Origin of the sequence: Streptomyces sp. HUAS MG91, from assembly GCF_040529335.1 — a bacterium.
In the GTDB taxonomy this organism is placed as follows: domain Bacteria; phylum Actinomycetota; class Actinomycetes; order Streptomycetales; family Streptomycetaceae; genus Streptomyces; species Streptomyces tabacisoli.
In genome coordinates, this window is sequence record NZ_CP159534.1 from 6,820,160 (window position 1) to 6,845,534 (window position 25,375).

The 25,375-nt window shown below is 72.3% G+C and carries 23 protein-coding genes; 9 read left to right on the plus strand and 14 right to left on the minus strand.

Going from position 1 to position 25,375, the window contains the following annotated elements; genetic code table 11:
• Positions 1-36 precede the first annotated feature (36 nt).
• Positions 37-1,422, plus strand: a complete 1,386-nt coding sequence (locus ABII15_RS30920; protein WP_353945562.1) for an 8-oxoguanine deaminase — start codon at positions 37-39, stop codon at positions 1,420-1,422.
• 345 nt (positions 1,423-1,767) lie between these two features.
• Complete coding sequence (locus tag ABII15_RS30925; protein ID WP_353947253.1) at positions 1,768-3,114, plus strand: nucleobase:cation symporter-2 family protein; 1,347 nt, start codon at positions 1,768-1,770, stop codon at positions 3,112-3,114.
• A gap of 76 nt (positions 3,115-3,190) precedes the next feature.
• Here the strand turns inward: ABII15_RS30925 and ABII15_RS30930 are convergent, their stop codons facing one another.
• The 4 genes from ABII15_RS30930 to ABII15_RS30945 form a co-directional block, all read right to left on the minus strand.
• Positions 3,191-3,976 carry a chitosanase gene (locus ABII15_RS30930; RefSeq protein ID WP_353945563.1) on the minus strand — a complete coding sequence of 262 codons (786 nt, stop codon included), beginning with the start codon at positions 3,974-3,976 and terminating at the stop codon, positions 3,191-3,193.
• 318 nt (positions 3,977-4,294) lie between these two features.
• Positions 4,295-4,717 (minus strand): thioesterase family protein, encoded by a 423-nt coding sequence (locus ABII15_RS30935; protein ID WP_353945564.1) that lies wholly within the window; start codon positions 4,715-4,717, stop codon positions 4,295-4,297.
• A gap of 118 nt (positions 4,718-4,835) precedes the next feature.
• The gene (locus ABII15_RS30940) at positions 4,836-5,477 is read right to left on the minus strand and encodes a hypothetical protein (RefSeq protein WP_353945565.1); all 642 of its coding nucleotides are present in this window, start codon (positions 5,475-5,477) and stop codon (positions 4,836-4,838) included.
• A gap of 77 nt (positions 5,478-5,554) precedes the next feature.
• Positions 5,555-6,148, minus strand: a complete 594-nt coding sequence (locus ABII15_RS30945) for a histidine phosphatase family protein (RefSeq protein ID WP_353945566.1) — start codon at positions 6,146-6,148, stop codon at positions 5,555-5,557.
• Between the two features lie 204 nt (positions 6,149-6,352).
• On the opposite strand from ABII15_RS30945, the gene ABII15_RS30950 reads away from it, so the two are divergent.
• Positions 6,353-9,193: a DEAD/DEAH box helicase gene (locus ABII15_RS30950; protein WP_353945567.1), complete on the plus strand. Its 2,841-nt coding sequence runs from the start codon at positions 6,353-6,355 to the stop codon at positions 9,191-9,193.
• Positions 9,190-10,494, plus strand: coding sequence for an SWIM zinc finger family protein (locus ABII15_RS30955; protein ID WP_353945568.1), 1,305 nt, complete (start codon positions 9,190-9,192; stop codon positions 10,492-10,494). The genes ABII15_RS30950 and ABII15_RS30955 overlap by 4 nt, the downstream gene beginning before the upstream one ends.
• Positions 10,495-10,506: 12 nt before the next feature.
• Here ABII15_RS30955 and ABII15_RS30960 read toward each other — a convergent pair whose 3' ends face one another.
• The 4 genes from ABII15_RS30960 to ABII15_RS30975 are packed head-to-tail and all read right to left on the minus strand — an operon-like array spanning position 10,507 to position 13,432.
• Positions 10,507-11,049, minus strand: coding sequence for a hypothetical protein (locus tag ABII15_RS30960; protein ID WP_353945569.1), 543 nt, complete (start codon positions 11,047-11,049; stop codon positions 10,507-10,509).
• 37 nt (positions 11,050-11,086) lie between these two features.
• On the minus strand, positions 11,087-11,545 hold the full coding sequence (locus tag ABII15_RS30965; protein WP_353945570.1) for a hypothetical protein: 459 nt from the start codon (positions 11,543-11,545) through the stop codon (positions 11,087-11,089).
• 43 nt (positions 11,546-11,588) lie between these two features.
• Positions 11,589-12,227 (minus strand): peptidase, encoded by a 639-nt coding sequence (locus ABII15_RS30970; RefSeq protein WP_353945571.1) that lies wholly within the window; start codon positions 12,225-12,227, stop codon positions 11,589-11,591.
• Positions 12,224-13,432 (minus strand): pyridoxal phosphate-dependent aminotransferase, encoded by a 1,209-nt coding sequence (locus ABII15_RS30975; protein ID WP_353945572.1) that lies wholly within the window; start codon positions 13,430-13,432, stop codon positions 12,224-12,226. The genes ABII15_RS30970 and ABII15_RS30975 overlap by 4 nt, the downstream gene beginning before the upstream one ends.
• A 106-nt stretch (positions 13,433-13,538) precedes the next feature.
• On the opposite strand from ABII15_RS30975, the gene ABII15_RS30980 reads away from it, so the two are divergent.
• Entirely contained in the window at positions 13,539-14,174 is a 636-nt protein-coding gene (locus ABII15_RS30980) for a helix-turn-helix domain-containing protein (RefSeq protein WP_353945573.1), read from the plus strand.
• A gap of 282 nt (positions 14,175-14,456) precedes the next feature.
• On the opposite strand, the gene ABII15_RS30985 is transcribed toward ABII15_RS30980, so the two are convergent.
• The 4 genes from ABII15_RS30985 to ABII15_RS31000 all read right to left on the minus strand — a co-directional run bounded on the left by ABII15_RS30985 (position 14,457) and on the right by ABII15_RS31000 (position 18,328).
• Entirely contained in the window at positions 14,457-15,215 is a 759-nt protein-coding gene (locus tag ABII15_RS30985; RefSeq protein ID WP_353945574.1) for a hypothetical protein, read from the minus strand.
• Positions 15,215-16,483: a VWA domain-containing protein gene (locus ABII15_RS30990; protein WP_353945575.1), complete on the minus strand. Its 1,269-nt coding sequence runs from the start codon at positions 16,481-16,483 to the stop codon at positions 15,215-15,217. Before ABII15_RS30990 ends, ABII15_RS30985 begins: the two co-directional genes overlap by 1 nt.
• A gap of 74 nt (positions 16,484-16,557) precedes the next feature.
• Positions 16,558-17,181, minus strand: a complete 624-nt coding sequence (locus ABII15_RS30995; protein ID WP_353945576.1) for an FxLYD domain-containing protein — start codon at positions 17,179-17,181, stop codon at positions 16,558-16,560.
• A gap of 52 nt (positions 17,182-17,233) precedes the next feature.
• The gene (locus ABII15_RS31000; protein WP_353945577.1) at positions 17,234-18,328 is read right to left on the minus strand and encodes a chemotaxis protein; all 1,095 of its coding nucleotides are present in this window, start codon (positions 18,326-18,328) and stop codon (positions 17,234-17,236) included.
• Between the two features lie 117 nt (positions 18,329-18,445).
• On the opposite strand from ABII15_RS31000, the gene ABII15_RS31005 reads away from it, so the two are divergent.
• A complete protein-coding gene (locus ABII15_RS31005; protein ID WP_353945578.1) occupies positions 18,446-19,912 on the plus strand; it encodes a basic amino acid/polyamine antiporter in 1,467 nt (488 codons plus the stop codon).
• Positions 19,913-19,934: 22 nt separating this feature from the next.
• Positions 19,935-21,197, plus strand: a complete 1,263-nt coding sequence (locus tag ABII15_RS31010; RefSeq protein WP_353945579.1) for an arginine deiminase — start codon at positions 19,935-19,937, stop codon at positions 21,195-21,197.
• A gap of 8 nt (positions 21,198-21,205) precedes the next feature.
• Here ABII15_RS31010 and ABII15_RS31015 read toward each other — a convergent pair whose 3' ends face one another.
• A complete protein-coding gene (locus ABII15_RS31015) occupies positions 21,206-21,979 on the minus strand; it encodes a trypsin-like peptidase domain-containing protein (protein WP_353945580.1) in 774 nt (257 codons plus the stop codon).
• A 77-nt stretch (positions 21,980-22,056) separates the two neighbouring features.
• Here ABII15_RS31015 and ABII15_RS31020 point away from each other — a divergent pair, with 77 nt between their 5' ends.
• Positions 22,057-22,506, plus strand: a complete 450-nt coding sequence (locus ABII15_RS31020; RefSeq protein ID WP_353945581.1) for an SRPBCC family protein — start codon at positions 22,057-22,059, stop codon at positions 22,504-22,506.
• Positions 22,507-22,563: 57 nt separating this feature from the next.
• Complete coding sequence (locus ABII15_RS31025) at positions 22,564-23,472, plus strand: HipA family kinase (protein ID WP_353945582.1); 909 nt, start codon at positions 22,564-22,566, stop codon at positions 23,470-23,472.
• A 173-nt stretch (positions 23,473-23,645) separates the two neighbouring features.
• Here ABII15_RS31025 and aceB read toward each other — a convergent pair whose 3' ends face one another.
• Positions 23,646-25,274 carry a malate synthase A gene (gene aceB, locus ABII15_RS31030; RefSeq protein ID WP_353945583.1) on the minus strand — a complete coding sequence of 543 codons (1,629 nt, stop codon included), beginning with the start codon at positions 25,272-25,274 and terminating at the stop codon, positions 23,646-23,648.
• Positions 25,275-25,375: the final 101 nt, after the last annotated feature.

Consider the following 25,375-nt stretch of genomic DNA (forward strand, 5'->3'; position numbering starts at 1 on the left):
GTGCCCAATCGCCACTCACGAAATGAAGGAAGCACCATGGCACCTTCTTCGGCAGACCGCATCGTCATCGAGAACGTCGCCATCGCGACGGTCGACGCCCAGGACACCGAGTACGCCTCGGGCCACATCGTCGTCGCGGGCAACGTCATCGAGTCCATCGGCGCGGGCGGCGCGCCCGAGGGCCTGGAGAACGTCGTCCGCCGCGTCGACGGCACCGGCCACCTCGCCACGCCCGGCCTGGTCAACACGCACCACCACTTCTACCAGTGGATCACCCGCGGTCTGGCGACGGACCACAACCTGTTCAACTGGCTGGTGGCGCTGTACCCGACCTGGGCGCGCATCGACGAGCAGATGACGTACGCGGCGGCGCAGGGCTCCCTCGCGATGATGGCCCGCGGCGGTGTGACCACCGCGATGGACCACCACTACGTGTTCCCGCAGGGCTCGGGCGACCTCTCCGGGTCGATCATCCGCGCCGCCTCCGAGATGGGCGTGCGCTTCACCCTGGCCCGCGGCTCCATGGACCGCAGCGAGAAGGACGGCGGCCTGCCGCCGGACTTCGCCGTCGAGACCCTCGAAGGCGCACTCGCCGCGACCGAGGAGACCGTCAAGAAGCACCACGACGCCTCCTTCGGCGCGATGACCCAGGTGGCCGTCGCCCCCTGCTCGCCCTTCTCCGTCTCCACCGAACTCCTCAAGCAGGGCGCCGAGTTGGCGCGCCGGCTCGGCGTACGGCTGCACACCCACGGGAGCGAGACGGTCGAGGAGGAGAAGTTCTGCCACGAGCTGTTCGGCATGGGCCCGACCGACTACTTCGAGTCCACGGGCTGGCTCGGTGAGGACGTGTGGATGGCGCACAGCGTCCACATGAACGACTCCGACATCGCCGCGTTCGGCCGGACGAAGACGGGCGTCGCGCACTGCCCGTCCTCCAACGCCCGCCTCGCCGCCGGCATCGCCCGCGTCCCCGACATGCTCGCCGCCGGTGTCCCGGTCGGCCTCGGCGTCGACGGCACCGCCTCCAACGAGTCCGGCGAGCTCCACACCGAACTGCGCAACGCGCTCCTGATCAACCGCCTCGGCGCCCACCGCGAGGCCGCCCTGAACGCCCGTCAGGCGCTGCGCCTCGGCACGTACGGCGGCGCCCAAGTGCTGGGCAGGGCCGGGGAGATCGGCTCGCTGGAAACCGGCAAGCTCGCCGACCTCGTGCTGTGGAAGATGGACACCCTCGCCCACTCCTCCATCCTCGACCCGGTCACCGCGCTCGTCTTCGGCGCGGCCGCCCCGGTCACCCTCTCCCTCGTCAACGGCGTACCGGTGGTGGAGGACAGCCGCCTCCTGCACGTCGACGAGGACGCCATCGCCCGCTCCACGCGGGACGAGGCACAGCGCCTGGCGCGGATCGCCGCGCGGGCCTGACGGTTCGACAACCCCTGATCTCCGGCCGGGGAGGACGGTCCCCGGCCGGACCCGAGCTGCCGAGCGGGCAGTTCGGGTGCCGCCCCGGAACGTGGCCCACAACTTCACGTCCCCGGGGCGGTCAGCACTGCCTGGGCGCACCACAACTTCATACGAGTCCGACCAGCACCACCTTGCACCACCTCCCAGAAGCGAAAAGTGCCGGCGGCCCGCCGGGACTGGAAAACAACCGGAGGAGCCGCAGTGGCGACGAAGCCCAGGTTCACCAAGCAAGGCACCACCCCCGCCGAACAGGACGCGGGGCATACCAAACATCCGGTCGACGAGACCCTGCCCCCGCTGAAGATGGCGACGACCGGTCTTCAGCACGTGGCCGCCATGTACGCGGGCGTGGTCGCGCCCCCGCTCATCGTCGGCGCCTACATAGGCCTCTCCGCGAAGGAACTCACCTTCCTGACCGGCGCCTGCCTCTTCACGGCCGGCCTCGCCACCTTCCTCCAGACGCTCGGCATCTGGAAGATCGGCGCCCGGCTGCCCTTCGTCAACGGCGTGACGTTCGCGGGCGTCGCCCCGATGCTCGCCGTCGTCGACTCGACGAAGGACAAGGACGACGCCCTGCCGATCATCTTCGGCGCGGTGATCGTCGCGGGTCTCCTCGGCTTCGTCGCGGCGCCCTTCTTCTCCAAGGCGATTCGTTTCTTCCCGCCGGTCGTCACGGGTACGGTCATCACGCTCATCGGCATCTCGCTGATGCCGGTCGCCTTCGGCTGGGCCCAGGGGCCCGACGCCAAGGCCTCCGACTACGGCTCCATGAAGAACCTGGCCCTCGCCGGGATCACCCTCGTCATCGTGCTGCTGCTGCGCCGCTTCACCACCGGCTTCGTCAAGCAGATCGCGGTCCTGCTCGGCCTGGTCGTCGGCACGGTCGTCGCTATTCCGTTCGGCGTCACGGACTTCTCGCCGATCGGGGACGCGGACGTCGTCGGCTTCCCGACCCCGTTCCACTTCGGCGCCCCGCAGTTCGCGGGCGCGGCCATCGTGTCGATGATCGTCGTCATGGTCGTGTCGATGACGGAGTCGACCGCCGACATGCTCGCGCTCGGCGAGATCGTGGACCGTCCCGCGGACGAGAAGACGATCGCGGCCGGTCTGCGCGCCGACACCCTCGGCACGGCGATCAGCCCGGTCTTCAACGGCTTCATGTGCAGCGCCTTCGCCCAGAACATCGGCCTGGTGGCGATGACCAGGATCCGCAGCCGGTTCGTGGTCGCGGTCGGTGGCGGCTTCCTCGTCCTGATGGGCCTGTGCCCGATGGCCGCGTCGCTGATCGCGGTCGTGCCCCGCCCGGTCCTCGGCGGCGCGGGCGTCGTCCTGTTCGGCTCGGTCGCCGCCAGCGGTATCCAGACCCTGGTCAAGGCGGGCCTGGACAAGGACAACAACGTCCTCATCGTGGCCGTCTCGCTCGCCGTGGGCCTGATCCCCATCGCGGCGCCGGAGTTCTACCACGCCTTCCCGGAGCGCGCGAAGATCATCCTGGACTCGGGCATCTCCACCGGCTGCGTCGCGGCCGTCCTGCTCAACCTGGTCTTCAACCACCTGGGCCGCGGACGCGACGCGGACGACGTGACGGCCCCGATGGAGTCGGGAGGGGCGATCGCGGAGCAGCGCACCACGTCCGCCGCGGCCCACTGACCCCCCGCCGCCCCGCACGGCCGACGCCGCCCCCGAGAACCGGGGGCGGCGCGGCGCTGTCACGGGGAGGCCCCGGTCATCCGATGTGGTAGCTGTCCCCGTACACCTTCCAGTCCAGCGGCGGGTCCAGGTTGAGGTTGCCCTTCTGCAGGAACACGCGCTGGGCGGTGTCGACGCGGCTGGTGTCGCTGTGTGCCTCCTCCTGCTTCATCGCCCACACGCGCGCGTCGAGGAACGCGTTGAGCCAGGTGGTCTCGTTGCCGCCCTGCGCGGGCGGCTTCGCCTTGCCGAGCGCGCGCTTGCGGATGCCGCCGAAGCTCGTCGGGTCGCTGCCGCCGCCGTGCATCACGATGGCGTCGTAGTACGCGAACTGCCCGAGCGTGCCGACCCCGTCGGCCTTGCCCTGCTTGACCGCCGGGTTGAAGTACACCCGGTCGCGCTCGTCGTTCTGCGCCTGCTGGAACGCCGAGTCCTGGGCCGCCTTCGCCCAGTCCTTCGGGAAGTTCGGGTCCAGGCCGTCGTGCGAGTCGCTGCCGTCCACGTTCCGCAGCGCGGGCAGGTACTTGGCGAGGACGTTGCCGGGCTTGCGCTGCGCGTACAGCTCGACCAGGTCGAGCATGTCGCCGGTGCCGGAACAGAAACCGATGATCCCGGCGGTGTAGCCGCGGCCGTCGCCGATGTCCTCGATGTACTTGTACTGGGCCTTCCAGTCGAGCGAGGAGTTCTCCGCGCTCGACACCAGCTTCATGGCGATCTCCTTCTTCGCCGGGTCGTCGAGCCCGGTGGCGGCGGGGGCCGCGCCGGCGAGCCGGGTGGTCAGGAGCGGGGCCGCGACGACCGTGGCGCCGAGGAGGGTGAGCATGGTGCGACGAGAGGGGCGGGATGTGCGTATGTGGGGGGTGGGCACGGGTCCTCCTGAGGGGAGTTCGTCGTTCCATCGACTGTTAGGAAGGTTTCCTACCAGAAATTGGGCGTGACGTATACCCGTCAAGACAGCCTTGGGTGGGGGCAGTTGGCGCCGTGCTGGGCGCGAGGAGGGGGAGGGGCGGCCGTCGGACGGCGGCCCGCGCGCACGGAGAGGCGTGCGCGCCGGGCGGTCGTCGGTGCGCGGCGGGGGCCGGTGAGGTCCGGTGGGGTCCGGCAGGTTCTGATCGGGTCTGGCCGGGTCTGGCGGGGGCGTTTACAGGCCGAAGGCGCCGGGGTCCTTCGCCAGCTCCTTGAAGATCTCCCTGGGGTCCGCCACCAGCTTGCGGCGGTCCAGGTCCAGCACGCCGCCCACGCCCGTGATCTCGGCCGACAGGGTGCCGTCGGTCTTCCTGATCTCCTGGAGCACGCGGAACGTCTTGCCCTCGCCCCACTCGAAGACGCATCCCACGTCCACGGAGTCACCTGCGCGCAGCTCCCGCAGATAGCGGATGGTCGTCTCCAGGACGACGGGGCCCACGCGCCGCGCGAGCAGATCGTGCTGCTCGATGCCGGCGTCCCGCAGCATCGCCCAGCGCGCGTGCTCCGCGTACTGCAGGTACACCGCCTGGTTGAGATGGCCCTGGGTGTCGGTCTCGTACCCGCGTACCTCGACCCGGACGGAGAACGGCTCTGCCACGATGTTCCTCTCGATGATCCAGGTGAACCTGGAGGTGGGCCGGCCTGAGCGCGCGCTCAGGCCGGGTCGACGGGTTCAACAGGGCGGTACGGCACGGCATTCCGCGCGGCACACCGCCTCAGGCCCGCCTCGGTGAAGCCAGCAGACAGCGGCCCCCGCGCGCCTCCGCGTGCTCGCTCACCTGCCAGCCCGCCCGCCGGAGCGCCTCCGCGCAGGCCGCGAGGGCGGCGGGCTCCGGGTGCCGGACGGCGACGGCCTCGGGCTGCGGGGTGTCCGTCACGCGGTAGCCGGGCGTCGTCCCGGTCGCCGGGACGCATCCCGCCGCCTCCAGGGCGAGCGCCGCGGAGTGCGCGAGGCGGCCCCGCTCCCACGCGCACGGCCGGTCCGTCGCGCCGTCCGGGTGCGTCATCCGGCGTATCTCCAGCAGGCCCTGCCACGCCGTGCGCACCTCGCGCGCCCGCGCGGGCGTGGCGACGGCGTCCGGCTCGCCGCCCAGCCGCGCCGTGAAGACCCCGCCCGGCGCGGAGGGCCCCGGGCCGGGCTCCGGGTGCGGCTCGGGCGCCGGCGCCGCGCCGGCGGCCTCGCGGATCCGGTGGCCCGCCGGGGTCAGGAAGTGGTCGTGCGGCGGCCGGGGATGCCGGAACGCGAGGCGCAGCGCGACGAGCCGCGCGAGCTGGGGCCCGGTCCCGGTGATCCGGCCGGTCTCCGGCTCGGCGGCCTCGATGACGCGTCGCTGCGCGGCGGTCGGCGGTCTGGTCATGGCTCACCCCGTCTCCGGAGCACCGTCGGCTGCGGACTCCCTGCCGACGATGGTGCACGACGGGACCGACAACGGCCTCAGGGCCGCAGGTTCCAGCCCGAGATCACGGGGCGGCCGTGCTCGAAGGTCAAACGGCTCACCGTGCCCGTCGCCAGCAGGAAGTGGGCGCCGCCCGACGGCGGCAGACCGAGGCGGCGCGCGGTCAGCACCCGCAGGAAGTGGCCGTGCGAGACGAGCACCACGCTGCCCTCGTTGTTGGCGAGCGCCGCGTCCACCTTGGAGAGCATCCGGTCGGCCCGCGCGCCCACCTCCTCGGGGGTCTCGCCGGGATGCTCCGGCGGCCCCTCGGGCACCCCGTCGTCGAAGAGGAACCAGTCGGGCCGGGTGCGCTGGATCTCCCGCGTGGTCACGCCCTCGTAGGCGCCGTAGTCCCATTCGACCAGGTCACGGTCGACGGTGACGCGCGAGAGGCCGGCCAGTTCGGCGGTCTCCCGCGCGCGCTGCAGCGGACTGACGAAGACGGCGCCGATGTGATAGCTGCCGACGAGCGGCGCCACGCGGCGCGCCTCCTCCCGGCCGTTCTCGGTCAGCGGGAGGTCGGTCAGCCCGGTGTGCTGGCCCGTCAGGGCCCACTCGGTCTCACCGTGCCGGACAAGGAGCAGATCACCCAAGACACGCGCCCCGTTCTGTCAGGGTTCGGAATGGTCACAGGACATTCATCGGACATTGTCGCTGGAACCGTACCCGGGGCGCGCGTCACGGTCGGCGGCGGGGATTGTCGGACCCGGCCCGTAAGGTTTCAGAGATCGAACGGATCGAATGGATCACGTCGGCCGAGTGGCCCGACGCGCGCAGCGAGAGGAGGCCGGGTCGCCGTGCAGGAACTGCCGGGCGCCGTGCTCCGCGCCGCCGCCGTCTTTCTGCCCGCGCCGCTGCCGCGCGAGGGCCGGATCGCCTTCTGGTCGCCGGACGACCCGGCCGGCCTGCCGGGCGCCGACGCGGAGATCGCCGTGGTGCGACCGCACGGAGCGGGCGTGCGCAGCCGCCAGGTGCCCGCCCTCGTGCTGCCCGTCGTCGACGCGCTGCCCCTGCTGGTGCGGGCCCGCCGCACCGCGGGCGCCCACCCCGCCGCCGCGGCCTGGGGCGCGGCCGCCGCGCACGCGCTGCATCTCCTCGCCCGCGGTCGGCTGCTGCCCGGACTCACCGCGTCCGACCACGACGCCTGGCGCGCGGGCCCGCTCGACGAGGACGACGTCGCCCAGCTCCGGGGGATCGCCGCCGCCCTGCCGCCGGAGGGCTTCGCGGTCCCGGTGGCCGGCCGCAGGCCCGTCCAGGTGCCCGAGCCGTCGGCGCTGGTGCGGGCCTTCCTGGACGCTGTGGCCGACGCGCTGCCGCGCACCCCGGCGGCGGCGCACGCGGCGGGCGCCCCGTTCGCCGCCGCCGCTGCCCAGCACATCCCGCAGGCCCGGCCCTGGGCGGTCGAGGCGGCCGCCGGGCTCGACGCGGGCGTGCGGATCTCGCTCCGGCTCGACCTGTCGAACAAGGACCTGTTCGACACCGAGGACCCTGGAGAAGGCGCCGAGGCCGCCCCCGAGGCACGCCGCGCGGGGACCGCCGTCGTCCAGGTGCACAGCCTCGCCGACCCCACGCGCGTGGTCGACGCCGCACACCTGTGGGCGGGCGACGCCGACGACCACTTCGGGCCGCGCGCCCGGATCGACGCCGTCCTCGCGGTGCGCCGGGCCGTCGCCGCCTGGCCGCCCCTCGGCCGCCTCCTGGAGCAGGACGTCCCCGACGTGCTGGCCCTCGCCGAGAGCGAGCTGATCGACCTGCTCGGACCCGGCGCGGCCCGGCTCGCCAAGGCCGGCGTCTCCCTGCACTGGCCGCGCGAGCTGGCCCGTTCGCTGACCGCCACCGCCGTGGTGCGCGCGCGGACCGCGCCGGGCTCGGCGACCGACGGCACGACGTTCTTCGACGCCGACGAGCTGATGGCGTTCAACTGGCAGCTGGCGCTCGACGGAGACCCGCTGACCGAGCGGGAGATGGACGTGCTCGCCGAATCGCACCGGGCCGTCGTCCGGCTGCGCGACCAGTGGGTGGTCGTCGACCCCGACCTCGTCCGCAAGGCGCGCAAGCGGGAGCTGGGCCTGCTCCAGCCCGTCGACGCCCTCGCGGTCGCCCTCACCGGCGAGGCCGAGGTCGACGGCGAGCGGGTCGCCGCCGTGCCCACCGGACGCCTCGCCGAGCTCCGCGACCGCCTCACCCGGGGCATCGACACGGTCGAGCCGCCGCCCGCCCTGCGCGCCACCCTGCGCGACTACCAACTGCGCGGCCTCGCCTGGCTCGACCTCATGACCTCCCTCGGACTCGGCGGCTGCCTCGCCGACGACATGGGCCTCGGCAAGACGGTCACCCTCATCGCGCTGCACCTGCGCCGCGACCGGCCGCAGCCCACCCTCGTCGTCTGCCCCGCGTCCCTGCTCGGCAACTGGCAGCGCGAGATCGAGAAGTTCGCGCCCGGCGTCCCCGTCCGCCGCTTCCACGGCGCCGACCGCAGCCTCGACGACGGCACCGGCGGCTTCGTCCTCACCACCTACGGCACCCTGCGCACCCGCGCCGCCGACCTCGCCGCGCACGACTGGGGCATGGTCGTCGCCGACGAGGCACAGCACGTCAAGAACCCCAACTCGGCGACGGCGAAAGCCCTGCGCACCCTCGACACCCCCGCGCGCGTGGCCCTCACCGGCACCCCGGTGGAGAACAACCTGTCCGAGCTGTGGGCGCTGCTCGACTGGACGACACCCGGCCTGCTCGGCCCGCTCAAGGCCTTCCGCGCCCTGCACGCGCGGGCCGTCGAGGGCGAGGGGCCGCTGGAGAACCCGGAGGCCATCGAGCGGCTGTCCCGCCTGGTGCGTCCCTTCATCCTGCGCCGCAAGAAGTCCGACCCCGGCATCGTCCCCGAGCTGCCGCCCAAGACCGAGTCCGACCACCCGGCGCCCCTCACGCGCGAGCAGGCCTCGCTCTACGAAGCGGTCGTCCGCGAGTCCATGGCCCAGATCGAGGAGGCCGAGGGCATCGGCCGGCGCGGCCTCATCATGAAGCTGCTGACCTCCCTGAAGCAGGTGTGCAACCACCCCGCGCAGTACCTGAAGGAGGGCGAGCAGACCCGCCCGCGCCTGGTCGGCCGCTCCGGCAAGCTGGCCCTGCTCGACGAACTCCTCGACACCATCGTCGCCGAGAGCGGCTCGGTTCTCGTCTTCACCCAGTACGTGTCCATGGCCCGGCTCCTCTCCACCCACCTGACCACCCGCGCGATCCCGCACCAACTGCTGCACGGCGGCACCCCGGTCGCCGAGCGCGAGCGCATGGTGGACCGGTTCCAGTCCGGCGAGGTCCCTGTCTTCCTGCTGTCCCTGAAGGCGGCGGGCACCGGGCTCAACCTCACGCGCGCGGGCCACGTCATCCACTTCGACCGCTGGTGGAACCCGGCGGTGGAGGAGCAGGCCACCGACCGCGCCTACCGCATCGGCCAGACCCAGCCCGTGCAGGTGCACCGGCTCATCACCGAGGGCACGGTCGAGGACCGGATCGCCGAACTGCTCACGGCCAAGCGGGCCCTGGCGGACGCCGTCCTCGGCTCCGGCGACGCGGCGCTCACCGAACTGACCGACCGCGAGCTGAGCGATCTCGTGTCGCTGCGGAGGGGATCGGCATGAGGCGCGACGACACCGGACGCCACAGGGCCCACGTCCCCGGCCGGGCCGGGACCGCCGAGCAGGCGCAGGCCCGGCACACCGACGGCCGGCGCACGTTCCCGCCCCTGCCGCCGCGCGCCCAGAGCGGCGACGCCGCACTCACCTGGTGGGGGACCGCCTGGGTCGATGCCCTGGAGGACACCGCCCTCGACCCGGCCCGCCTCGCCCGCGGCCGGACCTACGCGGACCGCGGCCACGTCGACGCGATCACCGTCACCCCCGGCCGCGCCGTGGCCTACGTGCACGGCTCGCGCCCCCGCCCCTACCGGGCCGAGCTGCGCCTGCGCCCTCTCTCCGACGAGGCCTGGGACCGCTTCCTGGACACCGCCGCCGCCCGCCCCGACCACATGGCCTCGCTGCTCGACAAGGACGTGCCGCACGCGCTCGCCGCCGTCGTCGACCTGCTGCCGACCGCCGACGACCTGACCCCCGAGTGCACCTGCCCGGACCGCGCCCACCCGTGCAAGCACGCGGCGGCGCTCTGCTACCAGACGGCGCGGCTCGTCGACGAGGACCCGTTCGTACTGTTCCTGCTGCGCGGGCGAGGCGAGCAGGAACTGCTCACGGCGCTGACCCGGCGCAACGCCACGCACACGGCGGCGGAGCGGACCGGTGCGGCGGTCCCCGCGATCGACACCGTCCCCGCCCGGGACGTCTTCGCGACCCGCTCCGAACTCCCGCCGCTGCCACCGGAGTTCCCCGCCCCGGCCCACCCCGAGCGGCCGCCCTCCTACCCCCAGCACCCGCAGGGGCCCGACCCGCTCGCCCTCGATCTGCTCGCCACCGAGGCGGGCGCCCGCGCGCACACCCTGCTCACCACCGGCAGCGACCCGATCGCCGGGCTCACCCCCTGGCAGGACGCCGTCCGCGTCGCAGCCGGACACCCCGGCTCCGGCCTCACCGCCGCCACCCGCGCGCTCTACGCCTCGCTCTCCCGCGGCACCGGACGCACCCCCGCCGACCTGGCCCGCGCCGTCGCCGCCTGGCGCCAGGGCGGCCTCGAAGGGCTCTCGGTCCTGGAAGAGGAGTGGGACCCGCCCGCCGGCCCGTTCGACCGGGCCCGCCCGGCGCTGCTCGCCCAGGGCCACCCCGAGTTCCGCCCCCGCCGCAACCACCTCTCCACGCCGTCCCTCCAGCTCCGCCTCGGCCGCGACGGCTGGTGGTACGGCTACGAGTCCGACCCCGGCCGCGACGACTGGTGGCCCCGCGGCGAGCCGGCCCGGGACCCGGTGACGGCCCTGGACTCCCTCCTGGGCCGCTGAGCCCGGCCCCGGCTAGGAGCGCCCCAACTCCTCGGCCCAGGAACGCAGTCGGGCGAAGTCGGCGGTCCGCAGGCCGCGCCGGGGGTGGATGGTGAGCAGCAGCGCGGGCGCCCCGTGGCGCTCGGCCACGTACCGCACATCGGCGTCGGTCAGCATGTCGTCGACCCAGGCGAAGGGCCGCCCGGCCGCCCACTCGACGAGCGTCCGCGTCTTCCAGTACAGGCCGTCCGGATCGGTGGCGAACATCCGCGGCCACTCGATGACCGGCAGATCCCGCGGCAGCCCGACCGCGGGCGCGATCATCTCGTTCGCCTCGTGCATCCACGTCGTGGCCCAGGCCAGCTCGTAGGGCAGCGCCCGCAGCCGTGCCCCGTGTCCCGGGTGCAGCACCACGCGCAGCCCCCGACGGTACCGGCGTGACCCCGGATCCTGCCGCGACATCCAGCCGGACGGCTTCAGCCGGTGCGCGCGGTAGCCGCGCAGCCTGGCGAACCGGTCCTCGTACGGGTTGAGCGGGCCGTCCACGTCGAGCAGCAGCAGCGGCTTGTCCGTCATGGGGAAGAGGTGCCCGCGCCGGAGCGTTCGTACGCGCTCAGCGCACGGTCGGAGCCGCCGCCGACACGAACGCGTCCAGTGTCCGCTTCGACTCGAGGGAGCGCCGGTCGCGGTCGGCCGCGTCGGTCGCCTCGTGCAGACAGTTCACGAACTCGAAGGCCTGCTCGGCGAGTTGGCGCAGACGTGCGTCGTCGCAGATCAACTGGACGCGGGTGAGCGCGGAGCGGGCGGTGATCCGCGCCTCGTACGACGTGAACCGGGAGGCGTCCACGATCGCGTCCGGCGCGTTCTCGTGCGACCGGAACCAGCGGTCGTTCTGGCTGCGCCGGTAGTCGAGCAGCGCCCCCGCGAACGCGCTGTAACTGGAGATCCGTTCCTGCCGCATCTGCTCGGCCCGCGCCAGCTCCGCGCCGCGCACGGTCGCCCGCCCCTGGAAGAAGTGCGTGACCACCGAGCCGAGCAGGGTGCCGAGCACCGCTATCAGAGCCGCGTCCACCGTTTCGTACTCCTCCGCCCGTACGCCGACCGCCGGGGGCAGGTTACGCCTCCGGTGCCGTCGCGGGTCCGGGGACGAGCGACATGCCGCGTCCCGCGAAGAACTCCGCGAACCGCTCCACCGGCAGCGACGCGGTGCGGGTCGCCGCGTCCGTGCCCGAGGGGTTGTGGAAGTGGTAGCCCGAACCGTCCGCCGTACGGGCGGTGACCAGGACCAGATGGCCGCCCCGGCCGGGCGACGGTTCGTGCGGGCGGCGGATCGCGTAGTGGACGGAGGCGACGACCAGCCGGCCCGCGTCGAGGAGCGCGCCGATGCCGCCCGCCGTCAGCTCCCGGTGCACCTCCGCCGCCATGCCGTGGGTCCGGCGCAGGTACGCCACGGCCGGCGCGTAGATCATGCCGTGGATGTCGCCGTCCGCATCCACCGTGTACGCGCCGAACTTCACTGCCCCGTCGCGCAGTTCGAAGAGGGACGGCGCCCCGGCGCCGAGTGCCATCCGCAGACAGGTCGCCCCGCACAGGTGCCCGCACCAGCGTGCGTAGTCCTCGACCGTCGCCGCTCCCGAGTCGGCCCACGCGGGGTCCAGGGCCCGGTCGAACCCCTCGTTCACGATGGGCCCGACGAGGTCCGGCGAGGCGAACTGGGTGTGACTCGGATACGGGCAGGCGGTGCAGGAGGTCACTGACGGTATCCGCTCAGGAAGCGCCCGATCCGGCTGATCGCGGCGTCGAGATCATCAGCGTAGGGGAGGGTGAGGATCCGGAAGTGGTCGGGGCGCGGCCAGTTGAAGCCCGTGCCCTGCACCACCTGGATCTTCTCGCGCAGCAGCAGATCGAGGACGAACCTCTCGTCGTCGACGAGGGGATGCACCTTCGGGTCCAGGCGCGGGAACGCGTACAGCGAGCCCTTCGGCTTGACGCAGCTGACCCCCGGGATCTCGTTGAGCTTCTCCCACGCCTTGTCGCGCTGTTCGCGCAACCGGCCGCCGGGCGCGGTGAGTTCGTGGATCGACTGGCGGCCGCCGAGCGCGGCCTGGATGGCGTACTGGGCCGGCGCGTTCGGGCACAGGCGCATGGAGGCCAGCATCGTCAGGCCCTCCAGATAGTTCTTCGCGTGCTGCTTCGGGCCCGTGATCACCAGCCAGCCGGAGCGGAAGCCCGCCACGCGGTACGTCTTCGACAGCCCGCAGAAGGTGAGGACCACCAGGTCGGGGGCGAGGGCGGCGGCGCTGTGGTGGACGGCGTCGTCGTACAGGATCTGGTCGTAGATCTCGTCCGCGAAGACCATGAGGCCGTGGCGGCGGGCGAGGCCGAGGATGCCCTCGACGATCTCCTTGGGGTAGACGGCGCCGGTGGGGTTGTTGGGGTTGATGATCACGACCGCCTTGGTGCGGTCGGTGATCTTCGCCTCCATGTCGGCCAGATCCGGGTACCACTCGGCCTGTTCGTCGCACAGGTAGTGGACGGCCTTGCCGCCGGAGAGCGTCGTGACCGCTGTCCACAGCGGGAAGTCCGGTGCGGGGATGAGGACTTCGTCGCCGTCCTCGATCAGCGCCTGTACGGCCATGGAGACCAGCTCCGACACGCCGTTGCCCAGGAAGACGTCCTCGACGTCGACCTCCAGGCCGAGCGTCTGGTAGCGCTGGGCGACGGCGCGGCGGGCCGAGAGGATGCCGCGCGAGTCGGTGTAGCCGTGCGCCTGCGGCAGCATCCGGATCATGTCCTGGACGATCTCCTCGGGCGCCTCGAAGCCGAAGAGCGCGGGGTTCCCGGTGTTCAGGCGCAGGACGCTGTGGCCCGCCTCCTCCAGCGCGTTGGCGTGCTCGATCACCGGGCCGCGGATCTCGTAGCAGACCTCGCTCAGCTTGCTCGACTGCCGGAACTCCATGCGCTTGCCCTCCAGGCGGACCAGGTGTCACTGTGCTGAACCGTTGTTACTTGGTTTTACCAAGTGGGCGCTTGGAAAGTCCAACAACTTGCATAGACTGCGAGCCATGCCACGCCGAAGCTACGACCAGTACTGCGCAGCGGCCCGCGCCCTCGACTCCGTCGGGGACCGCTGGACCCTCCTGATCGTGCGCGAACTCCTCGCCGGGCCGCGCCGCTACACCGATCTGCACGCCGATCTCCCCGGCGTCAGTACGGACATGCTGGCCACGCGCCTGAAGGACATGGAGCGCGACGGGCTCGCCACGCGGCGCCGGCTCGGTGCGCCCGCCTCGGTGTACGTGTATGAACTCACCCCGCGCGGAAGGGGGTTGCTGCCCGTGCTCCAGGCGCTGGGGGAGTGGGGCGCGGCCGATCTCGCCGAGCGGCGGCCCACCGACGCGGTGCGGGCGCATTGGCTGGCGCTGCCGTTGCTGGGGCAGTTGGAGCGGCTCGGGGAGGCCGGGGTGGTCGAGGTGCGGGTGGATGAAGGGGTGTTCCACCTGCGGGTGGGCGGGGAGCCGGTGTACGGGGACGGTTCCCCGGGGGAGGGGGTGGTCGATGTGCGGCTGGCGTTGGACGCCGAGGTGTGCGGGGCCGTTGCCCGGGGTGAGCTCGGTCTGGTGGAGGCGGCCCGCTCCGGCCGGATCTCCGTCGCGGGTGGCGGGGCCCTGGCCAAGCGCCTCCTCGCCGTCGAGCCCTGAGCCCGTCTCGCGTCGACAACTCTCGTCGTGGCTGGTCGCGCAGTTCCCCGCGCCCCTGAAGGCATGCGCTGACGCGCAGCCTTCCCCTGAGGCCGCGCTCCGCGCGCCTCTGTCGATGAGATGGCGCACGAAGTGCGCATCTCAGGGGCGCGGGGAACTGCGCGAGAAGCGGCCACCGAGCCGCGGGCGAGGAACTGCCCAGGGGCGCGGGGAACTCCGCGAGCAGCCCCGCACCCGCACCCGCACCCGCACCCGCACCCGCGCAGCGAACCCGTGGACCCCCTACGGAGCGCCCACCGGCCGTCCCGAGCCGCGCGTCAGGGCGTAACCACCGATACCCGCCAGCGCCGCCAGCACGGCCCCGGCCGCCGTCCACACCCAGCGACCCGTCCACCACCCGGAGGACCACCCGTCCGCCGGCGCGGCCTTCTCGGCCGAGGCGGTCGTGCCCGGGACCAGCGGAGTGGACAGCTTCCCGTCCACCGCCGCCGAGGAGCCGAGGTCCTTCGACTGCGCCTCGACCGAGGCGGACACCGGCTGGCCCAGATCGGCGTCGGCGAGCGAGGTCACCGTCAGCCGGACGTAGTACGTGCCGGGCAGCGGATCATTGGCCCACGCCTCCGACCAGGCCCGCACCGGCCGCAGGGTACAGGCGAGGTCCACGCTCTTCGCCTCCGCGGGCACCGTGCGCGCCTGCATCCCGTACATGCACGACTGACGGCGCCGCAGCCCGTCGTACACGTCGATCCGCCAGGTCTGCGCCCCGTGCCGGGCCTGCGCCGTCGACAGGTCGACCGTGGCCCGCACCGTGGGACGCTGCCCCGCGTCGGCCGGGTACGACCAGTACAGGTAGTCGCCCGTCGACGCGCTGGCCGTCGCCTTCTGGTCCTGCTGCATCTGCGCCGCCGTACGGAACGACGTACCCGCCTCGGTCGGCGCCTTCCCGGACGTGTCGTCGTCCGCGGCGACCGGTCCGGCCAGCGCCAACAGAGCGGTGGCGGCGCCCAGCAGGACGCCCGTCAACAGCCTTGTACGTCGCATCAGTTCGTCCTCCAGACGGCGACACGCCAGCGCGAGAGCCAGCCCCAGATCACACCCGCGAGGAAACCGACCACGACCAGCGCGAGCAGCAGCCACCAGCCGTTGCCGAGCCCGAACGCGGCCACGTCCGACGCCTGGTCGGGACCGTCCACCAGGTCGACCGTCAGCTCGACCGGCAGACCGGGGCTCGTCTTCACCGAGGCGGGCGCGGAGTAGGAGTTCGAGACCTGGAGGCAGACCGTCTCCGGGCTCTGCTCGTCATCGTCGTCGGCCTCCGGCCGCGGATAGCGCAGGCCCGTCGAGATGGCGTCGGTGCGGCCGTCGCCCGCCTCCTGGCCGCGGACGATCTCCCGGCCGTGCGTGGTGACCGCGCGCAGCAGCACGCCGTAGTCCTGGTTGACGGCCCGGTCGTCCGCCACGCTCACCGAGGCGCGCAGCTCCTGCCCGGGATCGACGTCCACGCGGTAGAAGCGGTGCTCGCCGAACTTCTCCCGGTCGCTGTACAGGCCGGGCTTGAGCTGCGGCGCGTCGGCGCACTGCGCGGCGCCGTCGACGGCCACCGGGTTGACGACCGGATCGGCCGCCCGGTCCACCAGCTGGCCGACCTTCTTGGAGAGCTGGTTCTTGTGGCGCACGGCGGTGTACGTGCCGCCGGTGGCGTCGGCGATGCACGACAGCTGCGCACGGGTCTTGGCGTCGGCGACCAGGCCGAGCGTGTCGATGGTCAGGCCGATGCCCTTGGCGGCGATCTCGCGCGCCACCTCGCACGGGTCGAGCGGCTGGCAGGTGTCCTCGCCGTCGCTGATGAGGACGATCCGCTTGGCGCCGTCGCCGGCGCCGAAGTCGCCGGCCGCCTTCAGCAGGGCGGGACCGATCGGGGTCCAGCCGGTCGGCTGCAGCGTGGCCACGGCCGTCTTCGCCTCGGTGCGGTCCAACGGGCCGACCGGGTAGAGCTGTTGGGTGTCCTTGCAGCCCGTCCTGCGGTCGTCGCCGGGATAGTTGGCGCCGAGCGTCCGTATCCCGAGTTCCACCTCTTCGGGGGTCGCGTCGAGGACCTCGTTGAAGGCCTGCTTCGCCGCGGCCATCCGCGAGCCGCCGTCGATGTCGCGGGCGCGCATGGATCCGCTGACGTCCAGGACGAGTTCGACCTGCGGGGCGGGTTTGCTGTCGGTCTCGTCCGCGTACGCCGCTGTGGGCGCCAGGCCGCCGGCTGTCAGGGCGGCGAGCAGGGCGCACAGCCCTGCCGCCAGCCGTTGTCTGATGATCATCCGCCGGATCCTATGGACCGGAGGCGCCCGGGACCAAAACGAGCCCGAGATGCGAGTGTGCGGCTGCCGCTCCGTCAGTAGCGCTGCGCCTGCGCGACCTTCGCGGTGAGGTGCGGCTCCGGCGGCTTGGTGCTGATGGCGAGCGGCTGGGCCCTGTCGCCCGCGGCGAGGTCCTTGGCGCCGACGACCGTCGACTCCACCACCTTGCCGTCCGCGTCGCTGAAGTCGACCCGCACCGCGTACGAGGCCTTCGCGTCGGTCTTGTTGGTGATGGTGACGACGAGAGCGCGCACGTTGTCCGTCTCGGCCAGCGGCTTGCCGGTCAGCGAGACGCTGTCCATGGCGTTGCCCTTGCCGTCCGCCTTGTCCAGCTCGCGCGTGAACTCCTGCCTGCTGCGCTCCACTTCGGCGGAGACCGACGCCTCGAAGTCGTGCGCGCGCTGGGACGCGGATTCCGCCGCCCGCGACGCCGACTCCTTCACCTCCGCCTTCTTCGACGCGGCGCTGGAGGCGAGCGCCGACGGCGGCTCGCCCGAGAAGTCCGACGCGTTCGGTGCGGTCGCGCGCGGGCTGCTGCTCGCCGCGCCGGAGTCGCCGTCGTCGCCGCACGCGGCGAGCGTCAGGACGCCGGTCGCGGCGCACACGGCGAGTGCGACGGCCGTACGGCGGGCCGCCCTGGTGGTCGTGGGTGTCCTCATGACCGGTTCCGCTGCCTCTCTCTCGGCTTGCTCGGTGTGCCGTGCCCACGCCTCAGAAGCGCAGGACGGCGGCGATGTGCCCGGCCTCGGCGAGGGTGCCGTCCGGGACGAAGACGACCTCGGCCCCGGTCTCCAGGGCGGACTCGACGATCTCGTCCACGATGTCGTGGACCGCGTCCAGGTCGTCGTCCGCCGCGGGCTCCAGATGCCCCTCGCCGGCCCGTACGGTGGTCCGGAAGTTCTCCTCCACGACGAGCCGGTGGATCCGCGCGTCCGACGCCTTCTGCCAGACCTCGTCCACCCCGGCCGCGTACGTGTGACCGCCGCGCGCCCGGTCCAGGCCCTCCAACGCCTCGCCGACCGCCCGCCGGGCCTCCTCCTCGCGCGCCGGGGCGACCGCCTTGGCGACCGCCTCCGGCGTGCCGTGCGCCAGCCCGCCGAACGGCACCTGGACCGCCCCGCGCGCGGCGTCGCCGACCTCGTCCAGCAGGGTCAGCGCGGCCGGCTCCCCGGTGACGTACAGCGGGCGCCGCTCGGCGGCCAGCAGGTCGGTGAGGGTCGCGTCCGCGTCCCGGAAGAACTGGCGCGCCTGCTCGTCGCGGTAGGTGCTCGGCAGATCGCCGACCCGCTCCTCGCGTTCCGCGTCCGGGTCCTCCAGATCGCGCTCCAGGGGGAAGCCGTGGCCGGTGTCCCGGCTCACGCGCTCACCCCGGCCGGCCCACAGGGTGATCCGGTCGGCGGCGACGGACAGCACCCAGTAGGGGCGCGCGGCGGTGTCGGCGGCCACCAGATTACGGGTCAGGAAGGTGTCGGCGAGCACGACGCGCTCGGGCACCGTCCGGTCGACGGCCCAGACCTGGTGCTCGCCGGGGGCGGCGAAGACCAGCAGGCCGTCCGCGGCGTGCGCGAGGTCGGTCTCCGCGACGGCCGCCCGCAGCTGCGCGAGCACGTCGTCGCGGTGGTCGGCGGTGACCCCGGGGTCCGCGGCCAGCCGCCGCTCCGCCTCGGAGACGAGATTGTTCAGCCGGACCGGGTCTTGGGCGTTCTCGGGCCGCCGCCGATGGGTCGGCATCACCAGGGACACCGCCGGATAGGGGCGTTGCCGGCGCAGTTCCGCGAGGACCGCGGGAGTGAGAGAGGAGTACATAACACATCATGCTGCTCACACATTGACCTGTCCGGCTATTCGGAAGCAGGCCAGAAACAGTACGAAAGCATGTCGAAAAGGTGCAGGATCCAGCATTTCGGTAGAAGACTGAAGCGTATGGATCAGGCCGCGGACTCCACCGGGGGCACCGCCCGGGACACCGCTCCCCGGGCCGCCAAGCTGACGTTGTTCACGCTGACGACGATGGTCGTCGGTTCCATGGTCGGCGCGGGGGTCTTCTCGCTGCCCCGCCGGTTCGCGGACGAGACGGGCGTGGCCGGCGCGCTCATCGCCTGGGTGGTCGCGGGCGCCGGCATGCTGATGCTGGCCTTCGTCTTCCAGCGTCTCGCGCTGCGCAGACCGGACCTCGACGCGGGGGTGTACGCGTACGCCAAGGCCGGGTTCGGCGAGTACCTCGGCTTCTTCTCCGCGTTCGGCTACTGGGCCAGCGCCTGCGTCGGCAACGTGACGTACTGGGTGCTGATCATGTCCACGATCGGCGCGATCGCCCCGGCGCTCGGCGACGGCGACACCGTCCTCGCGATCGTGCTGTCCTCGGTGGGCCTGTGGGCGTTCTTCCTGCTCATCCGCCGTGGCGTGAAGGAGGCCGCGACGATCAACCGGATCGTCACGGTCGCCAAGGTCGTCCCGATCGTCGTCTTCGTGATCCTGGCGCTGTTCTTCTTCAAGCCGCACGTCTTCGCCGAGAACTGGGGCGGCGCCGACTACGCCGGCTCGCTGTTCAACCAGGTCCGCGGCACCATGCTCGCCACCGTCTTCGTCTTCCTCGGCGTCGAGGGCGCCAGCGTCTACTCGCGGCACGCCAAGCGCCGCGAGGACGTCGGCCGGGCCACCATCCTCGGCTTCCTCAGCGTCTTCGCGATCTTCGCCTCGGTCACCATCGTGTCGTACGGGATCCTGCCGATGAGCGAGATCGCCGAGCTGCGCCAGCCGTCGATGGCCGGGGTGCTCCAGGAGGCGGTCGGCACCTGGGGCGAGGTCTTCGTCAGCGTCGGCCTGATCATCTCGGTGCTCGGCGCCTATCTCGCCTGGACCCTGATGGCCGCCGAGGTGCTGTACGTCGCCGCCCAGGACGAGGACATGCCGCGCTTCCTGGGCCGCGCCACCGCCGAGGACGTGCCGGTGCCCGCGCTCCTGATGACGACGATCCTGTCGCAGATCGTCCTCGTCATCACGCTGTTCTCCGACGACGCCTTCAACTTCGCGCTGGACCTGACCAGCTCCCTGACGCTGATCCCGTTCCTGCTGGCCGCCGCGTTCGCCCTGAAGATCGCGCTGCGGCCCGATCCCCGCACGGTCGGCGGCGGCACCGGCTTCTCCTCGGACCTCGTGGTCGCCGTCCTCGCCACCGTCTACACGGCGTTCCTGCTGTACGCGGCCGGGCTCAAGTTCGTCCTCGTCTCGTTCATCTTCTACGCCCCCGCCACCGTCCTCTTCGTGATGGCCCGCCGTGAGCAGGGCAGACGCCTCTTCTCCGGCCGCGAGCCGATCATCCTCGCCGTCTCCGTGCTCGGCGCCGTGCTCGGCGTCGTCGCGCTGGCCGCGGGCTGGATCAGCCTCTAGCCCCGACTCCGGAAGGCAGACCGTGACCGACCCCGACACCACTCCCGCTTCCGCCTCCTACGGCGTCCACTCCGAGGTGGGCAGACTGCGCAAGGTCCTCGTGTGCGCGCCGGGCCTCGCGCACCGCCGGCTCACCCCGACCAACTCGGACGACCTGCTCTTCGACGACGTGATGTGGGTGGAGAACGCGCAGCGCGACCACGCCGACTTCGTCAACAAGCTGACCCAGCGGGGCGTCGAGGTCGTCGAACTGCACGACCTGCTCGCGCGGATCATGGCGATCCCCGAGGCCAGGAGCTGGCTCCTGGACCGCAAGATCGTGGCGAACCAGGTCGGCGTCGGGCTCATCGACGACACCCGCGCGTTCCTGGAGAGCCTGGAGCCGCGCCGCCTCGCCGAGTACCTCATCGGCGGCCTGGCCACCACCGACCTGCCGGACGGCTTCCGCTCCCCGTACGTGGCGCTGGCCCGCGAGACGGCGGGCGTGCGCGAGTACCTGATGCCGCCGCTGCCCAACACCCTCTACACCCGCGACACCACGTGCTGGCTCTACGGCGGCCTCACCCTCAACCCGCTGTACTGGCCCGCCCGCCACGACGAGACCCTCCTGATGAAGGCGGTCTACCTCTTCCACCCGGACTTCGTCGGCTCCACGGTGTGGTGGGGCGACCCCGAACGCGAGTGGGCGCAGGCCACCTTCGAGGGCGGCGACATCATGCCGGTCGGCAACGGCGTGGTCCTGATGGGCATGAGCGAACGGACCTCCCGGCAGGCGATCACCCAGGTCGCGACCGCCCTGTTCGAGCGGGGCGCGGCCGAGCGCGTGATCGTGGCCGGGATGCCCCGGCTGCGCTCGGCGATGCACCTCGACACCGTCTTCACCTTCGCCGACCGCGACATCGTCACGCTCTACCCGAAGATCATGGACTCGGTGCACACGTTCACGCTGCGCCCCGGGGCCGGGGCGCCGGGCCTGGACATCACCGACGAGGGCTCGACCCCGTTCGTCGACGTCGTCGGGAAGGCCCTCGGCATCGGCCTGCGCGTCATCGAGACCGGCGGCGACGTCTACGCCTCCGAGCGCCAGCAGTGGGACAGCGGCAACAACGCCGTCGCCCTCGAACCCGGCGTCGTCTTCACCTACGACCGCAACACCCAGACCAACACGCTGCTGCGCAAGGCCGGGGTCGAGGTCATCACCATCGTGGGCGCCGAGCTGGGCCGGGGCCGCGGCGGCGGTCACTGCATGACGTGCCCGATCATCCGTGACCCGGTCGACTTCTGACGACTCGCTCAGCAGGCGTTCGCGGTGAAGCCGATGGGCACCAGATCGCCCTTGCCGCCGGCGGCCGCCCGCGCGAAGAGCGCCTGGACATCGCTCCCGAAGGGGGTGCTGTACTCCACGTCCGGTGCGCATCCGCCCTGTTCGAGACCGCCGATCACACCGACCAGCCGTCCGTCCTGGAGCCAGGTGCCGCCGCTCGTCCCGCTGCCGAACCCGCCGCAGTGGATGCCGGAGTAGCCGTCGACGTCCTCCAGCGGGGCGGTGCAGGTGAGGGGACGGCCCCGGCTGCCCATCGGATAGCCGCTGACCGTGACCGGCTCCTGTGCCCGCGGCGCGGCGAGGGGCGCGCCCGGCACCACGTCCTCGATCCTCTTGCCGCCCTGCGGCGCGACGCGCAGGAAGGCGACGTCGTGCCGGGGGTCGAACGACTTCTTCCACGCCGGGTCGATGTAGATGTCCGTCACCGACCAGACACCGCCGGGGAGTTCGCTGTCGTGCAGCAGGGGCGCGAACTCGATGGTGGCACCGCCCCCGAAGACACAGTGGGCCGCGGTCACCAGCAGGTCGCGCGAGGGCGAGTGGACGATGCCCGCCGAGCAGAAGTGCGGTCCGCCGAGCCGGGGGACCGCGCCCAGCACGCTCGGGTAGAAGAGCGCCCCGGTCGCCGGAACGCTCTCCACGGAGTGGGCCGCGGGGACCTCCGCTTCCGCGGCGTGCGCGGCGGGCTGGAGTGCCGTGAGACCGAGCAGGAATCCGATGAGTACGGCGATGATCCGGCGCATCGTCGGATGCTAATGAGAAACGTGCCATTCATGAAGGCCCGTGGAGCGGAAATCGCCGGCTGGGCCATGATGTGCACATGCCCACGGAGGAGTTCAGTCGCAGCGTCACCGTCGCCGCCACGGCGGCCCAGGTCTTCGCGCACCTGGAACGGCCGGACAACTACGTCGGCCTGGCACCGCTCGTCGTCGCGGTGCGCGATGTGGCGACCCTGCCCGAAGAGGTGCGGTACGTCGCGGTGGAGCGGTTCCGGCTGGGGCCGCTGCGCTGGGACAACCCGATCCGCGTGTCGATGACGTTCCCGCGCGCCGGCCGCCAGGTCGTGAGCGAGGTCCACAGCCCCGGCGGCGTCCGGCTCACGGCCACGGTGGAGCTGACCGACACCCCCGAGGGCGCCCGGGTCCGCGAGACGATCCGCGTGGTCTTCCCGAGGCCGCTGCGGCCCCTCGTGATCGGGCAGGCGACCAAGGCCCAGCGCCACCGTCTGGCCGAGCTGGCGCGCCGGATGAGCGAGACGCACCCGCGATGACGACCGCCCACGGCGCGCCGTGAAATGCTGGGCATTTGATCCAGGGAGCCTTGGACCATGCTGAGAGAAGTCACGGCGACCCGCTACGTCACCCCGCTGCATGCCGGCGGCTCGGTCCCCGGGGTCGTGGAGGCCGACGACCTGGGCACCTACGTGCTCAAGTTCACCGGCGCCGCGCAGGGCGTCAAGGCGCTGGTCGCCGAGATCGTCGTCGGGGAGCTGGCGCGCCGGCTCGGGCTGCGCTTCCCCGAGCTGGTCCTCGCCCGCTTCGACCCGGCCGTCGCGGCCGGCGAACCGCACCAGGAGGTCCAGGACCTGCTGCACGCGAGCGCCGGGCTCAACCTCGGCATGGACTATCTGCCGGGCGCGGCCGACTTCACGCCCGAGGTCGCCGCGGTGTTTCCCGTCGACCCGCTCGAAGCGGGCCGGATCGTCTGGCTGGACGCGTTCACCGTCAACGTCGACCGCACCGTGCACAGTTCGAACCTGATGGTCTGGCCGACGTTCGGCACCGTCCCGCCGAAGCTGTGGCTCATCGACCACGGGGCGGCGCTCGTCTTCCACCACCGCTGGGAGGGGGCCGCGCCCGAGCGGGCCTACGACTTCAGGCACCACGCGCTGGGCGGGTACGGCCCGGATACGCGTGCCGCCGACGCCGAGCTTGCTCCGAAGGTGACGGAGGCGCTGTTGCGCGAGGTGCTGGCCCTGGTGCCGGACGCCTGGCTCACGACCGACTTCGCGTCGCCGGGGGAGGCGCGGGACGCGTATGTGTCGTACTTGCTGGCCCGGGCTCGGAGTTCGGCGTCCTGGCTTCCGACGGACTTTCCTTCTCGGGACGAGCTGGCCGCCGCCGATGCGCGGCGCGCGGCTGCCATGGAGAAGGGGCGGCCCGCTTGGCTGAAGCGGGTGCCCGACCTGCACGGGAAGCCGGGGGCTGAGCAGGACTGGTCCGTTCACCTGGGATGAATCGGAGGCGGTCGTTCTCCGGCTGACGGCCGGTGGCCGCTTCTCGCGCAGTTCCCCGCGCCCTTCAGGGGCGCGGGGAACTGCGCGACCAGCCACCCACCGGCCGTCAGCCGACGACGACACGACAGGGCCCCCGGCGCTGTGCGGTGCCGGGGGCCCTGAAACCGGGTCGGTCAGCGGAGCTGCTCGTAGGCCGGGAGGGTCAGGAAGTCGGCGTAGTCGGCGTCCAGGGAGACCTGGAGGAGCAGGTCGTGGGCCTGCTGCCACTTGCCGGCCGCGAAGGCCTCCGCGCCGATCTCGGCCTTGATGGTCGCCAGCTCCTCGGCGGCGACCTTGCGGGCCAGGTCCGCGGTGACCGTCTGGCCGTCGTCGAAGACGACACCGGCGTTGATCCACTGCCAGATCTGCGAGCGCGAGATCTCGGCGGTGGCCGCGTCCTCCATGAGGTTGAAGATCGCGACGGCGCCGAGCCCGCGCAGCCAGGCCTCGATGTAGCGGATGCCGACCTGGACGGCGTTGACGAGACCGTCGTACGTGGGCTTCGCGTCGAGCGAGTCGATGGCGATGAGGTCGCCGGCGGCGACGCTCACGTCCTCGCGCAGGCGGTTCTTCTGGTTCGGGTTCGCACCCAGCACCTTGTCGAAGGACTCCATCGCGATCGGGACGAGGTCCGGGTGCGCGACCCAGGAGCCGTCGAAACCGTCGCCGGCCTCGCGGTCCTTGTCGGCGCGGACCTTCTCGAACGCCACCTTGTTGACCTCGGCGTCCTTGCGGGACGGGATGAAGGCCGCCATGCCGCCGATCGCGTGCGCGCCGCGCTTGTGGCAGGTGCGGACGAGGAGTTCGGTGTACGCCCGCATGAAGGGGGCGGTCATCGTCACCAGGTTGCGGTCCGGCAGGACGAACTTCTGGCCGCCGTCACGGAAGTTCTTGACGATGGAGAAGAGGTAGTCCCAGCGGCCCGCGTTCAGGCCGGAGGCGTGGTCGCGCAGCTCGTAGAGGATCTCCTCCATCTCGTACGCGGCCGTGATCGTCTCGATGAGGACGGTGGCGCGGACGGTGCCCTGCGGGATGCCGACGTAGTCCTGGGCGAAGACGAAGATCTCGTTCCAGAGGCGGGCCTCCAGGTACGACTCCGTCTTCGGGAGGTAGAAGTACGGGCCCTTGCCGAGCTCGATGAGGCGCTTGGCGTTGTGGAAGAAGTAGAGGCCGAAGTCGACCAGGGCGCCCGGGACGGCCTTGCCGTCCGCGGTGGTGTCAATGAGGTGGCGCTCGTTGAGGTGCCAGCCGCGCGGGCGCATGACGACCGTGGCGAGCTCGTCGGCGTCCTTGAGGGCGTACGACTTGCCGGTGCGCTCGTCGGTGAAGTCGATCGAGCGGTTGTAGGCGGCGGTCAGGTTCAGCTGACCCCCGATGACGTTCTCCCAGGTCGGGGCCGAGGCGTCCTCGAAGTCGGCGAGCCAGACCTTCGCGCCCGAGTTCAGCGCGTTGATCGTCATCTTGCGGTCGGTGGGGCCGGTGATCTCGACCCGGCGGTCGTTCAGCGCGGCCGGGGCCTCGGCGACCTTCCAGGTGTCGTCCTCGCGGATCGAGGCGGTCTCCGGGCGGAAGTCGAGCGTGGAGGTGCGGGCGATCTCGGCGCGGCGCTCGGCGCGGCGGGCGAGGAGCTCGTCACGCCGGGGCGTGAACAGCCGGTGCAGCTCGGCCACGAAGGCGAGGGCCGCGTCGGTGAGCACCTCGTCCTGCCGGGGCAGGGGCGCGGCGTCGACGATGGCCAGCGGGGACGGCGCTGGTGCGGACATGAACTGTCACTTCCTTCAGCGAGCGGGCGCGGGCGTCGGCACGGGGTGCCGGGCGCGCCTGGGTACGGCTGCTGGCCCCGCTTCGGGGGACCTGCCCTTCT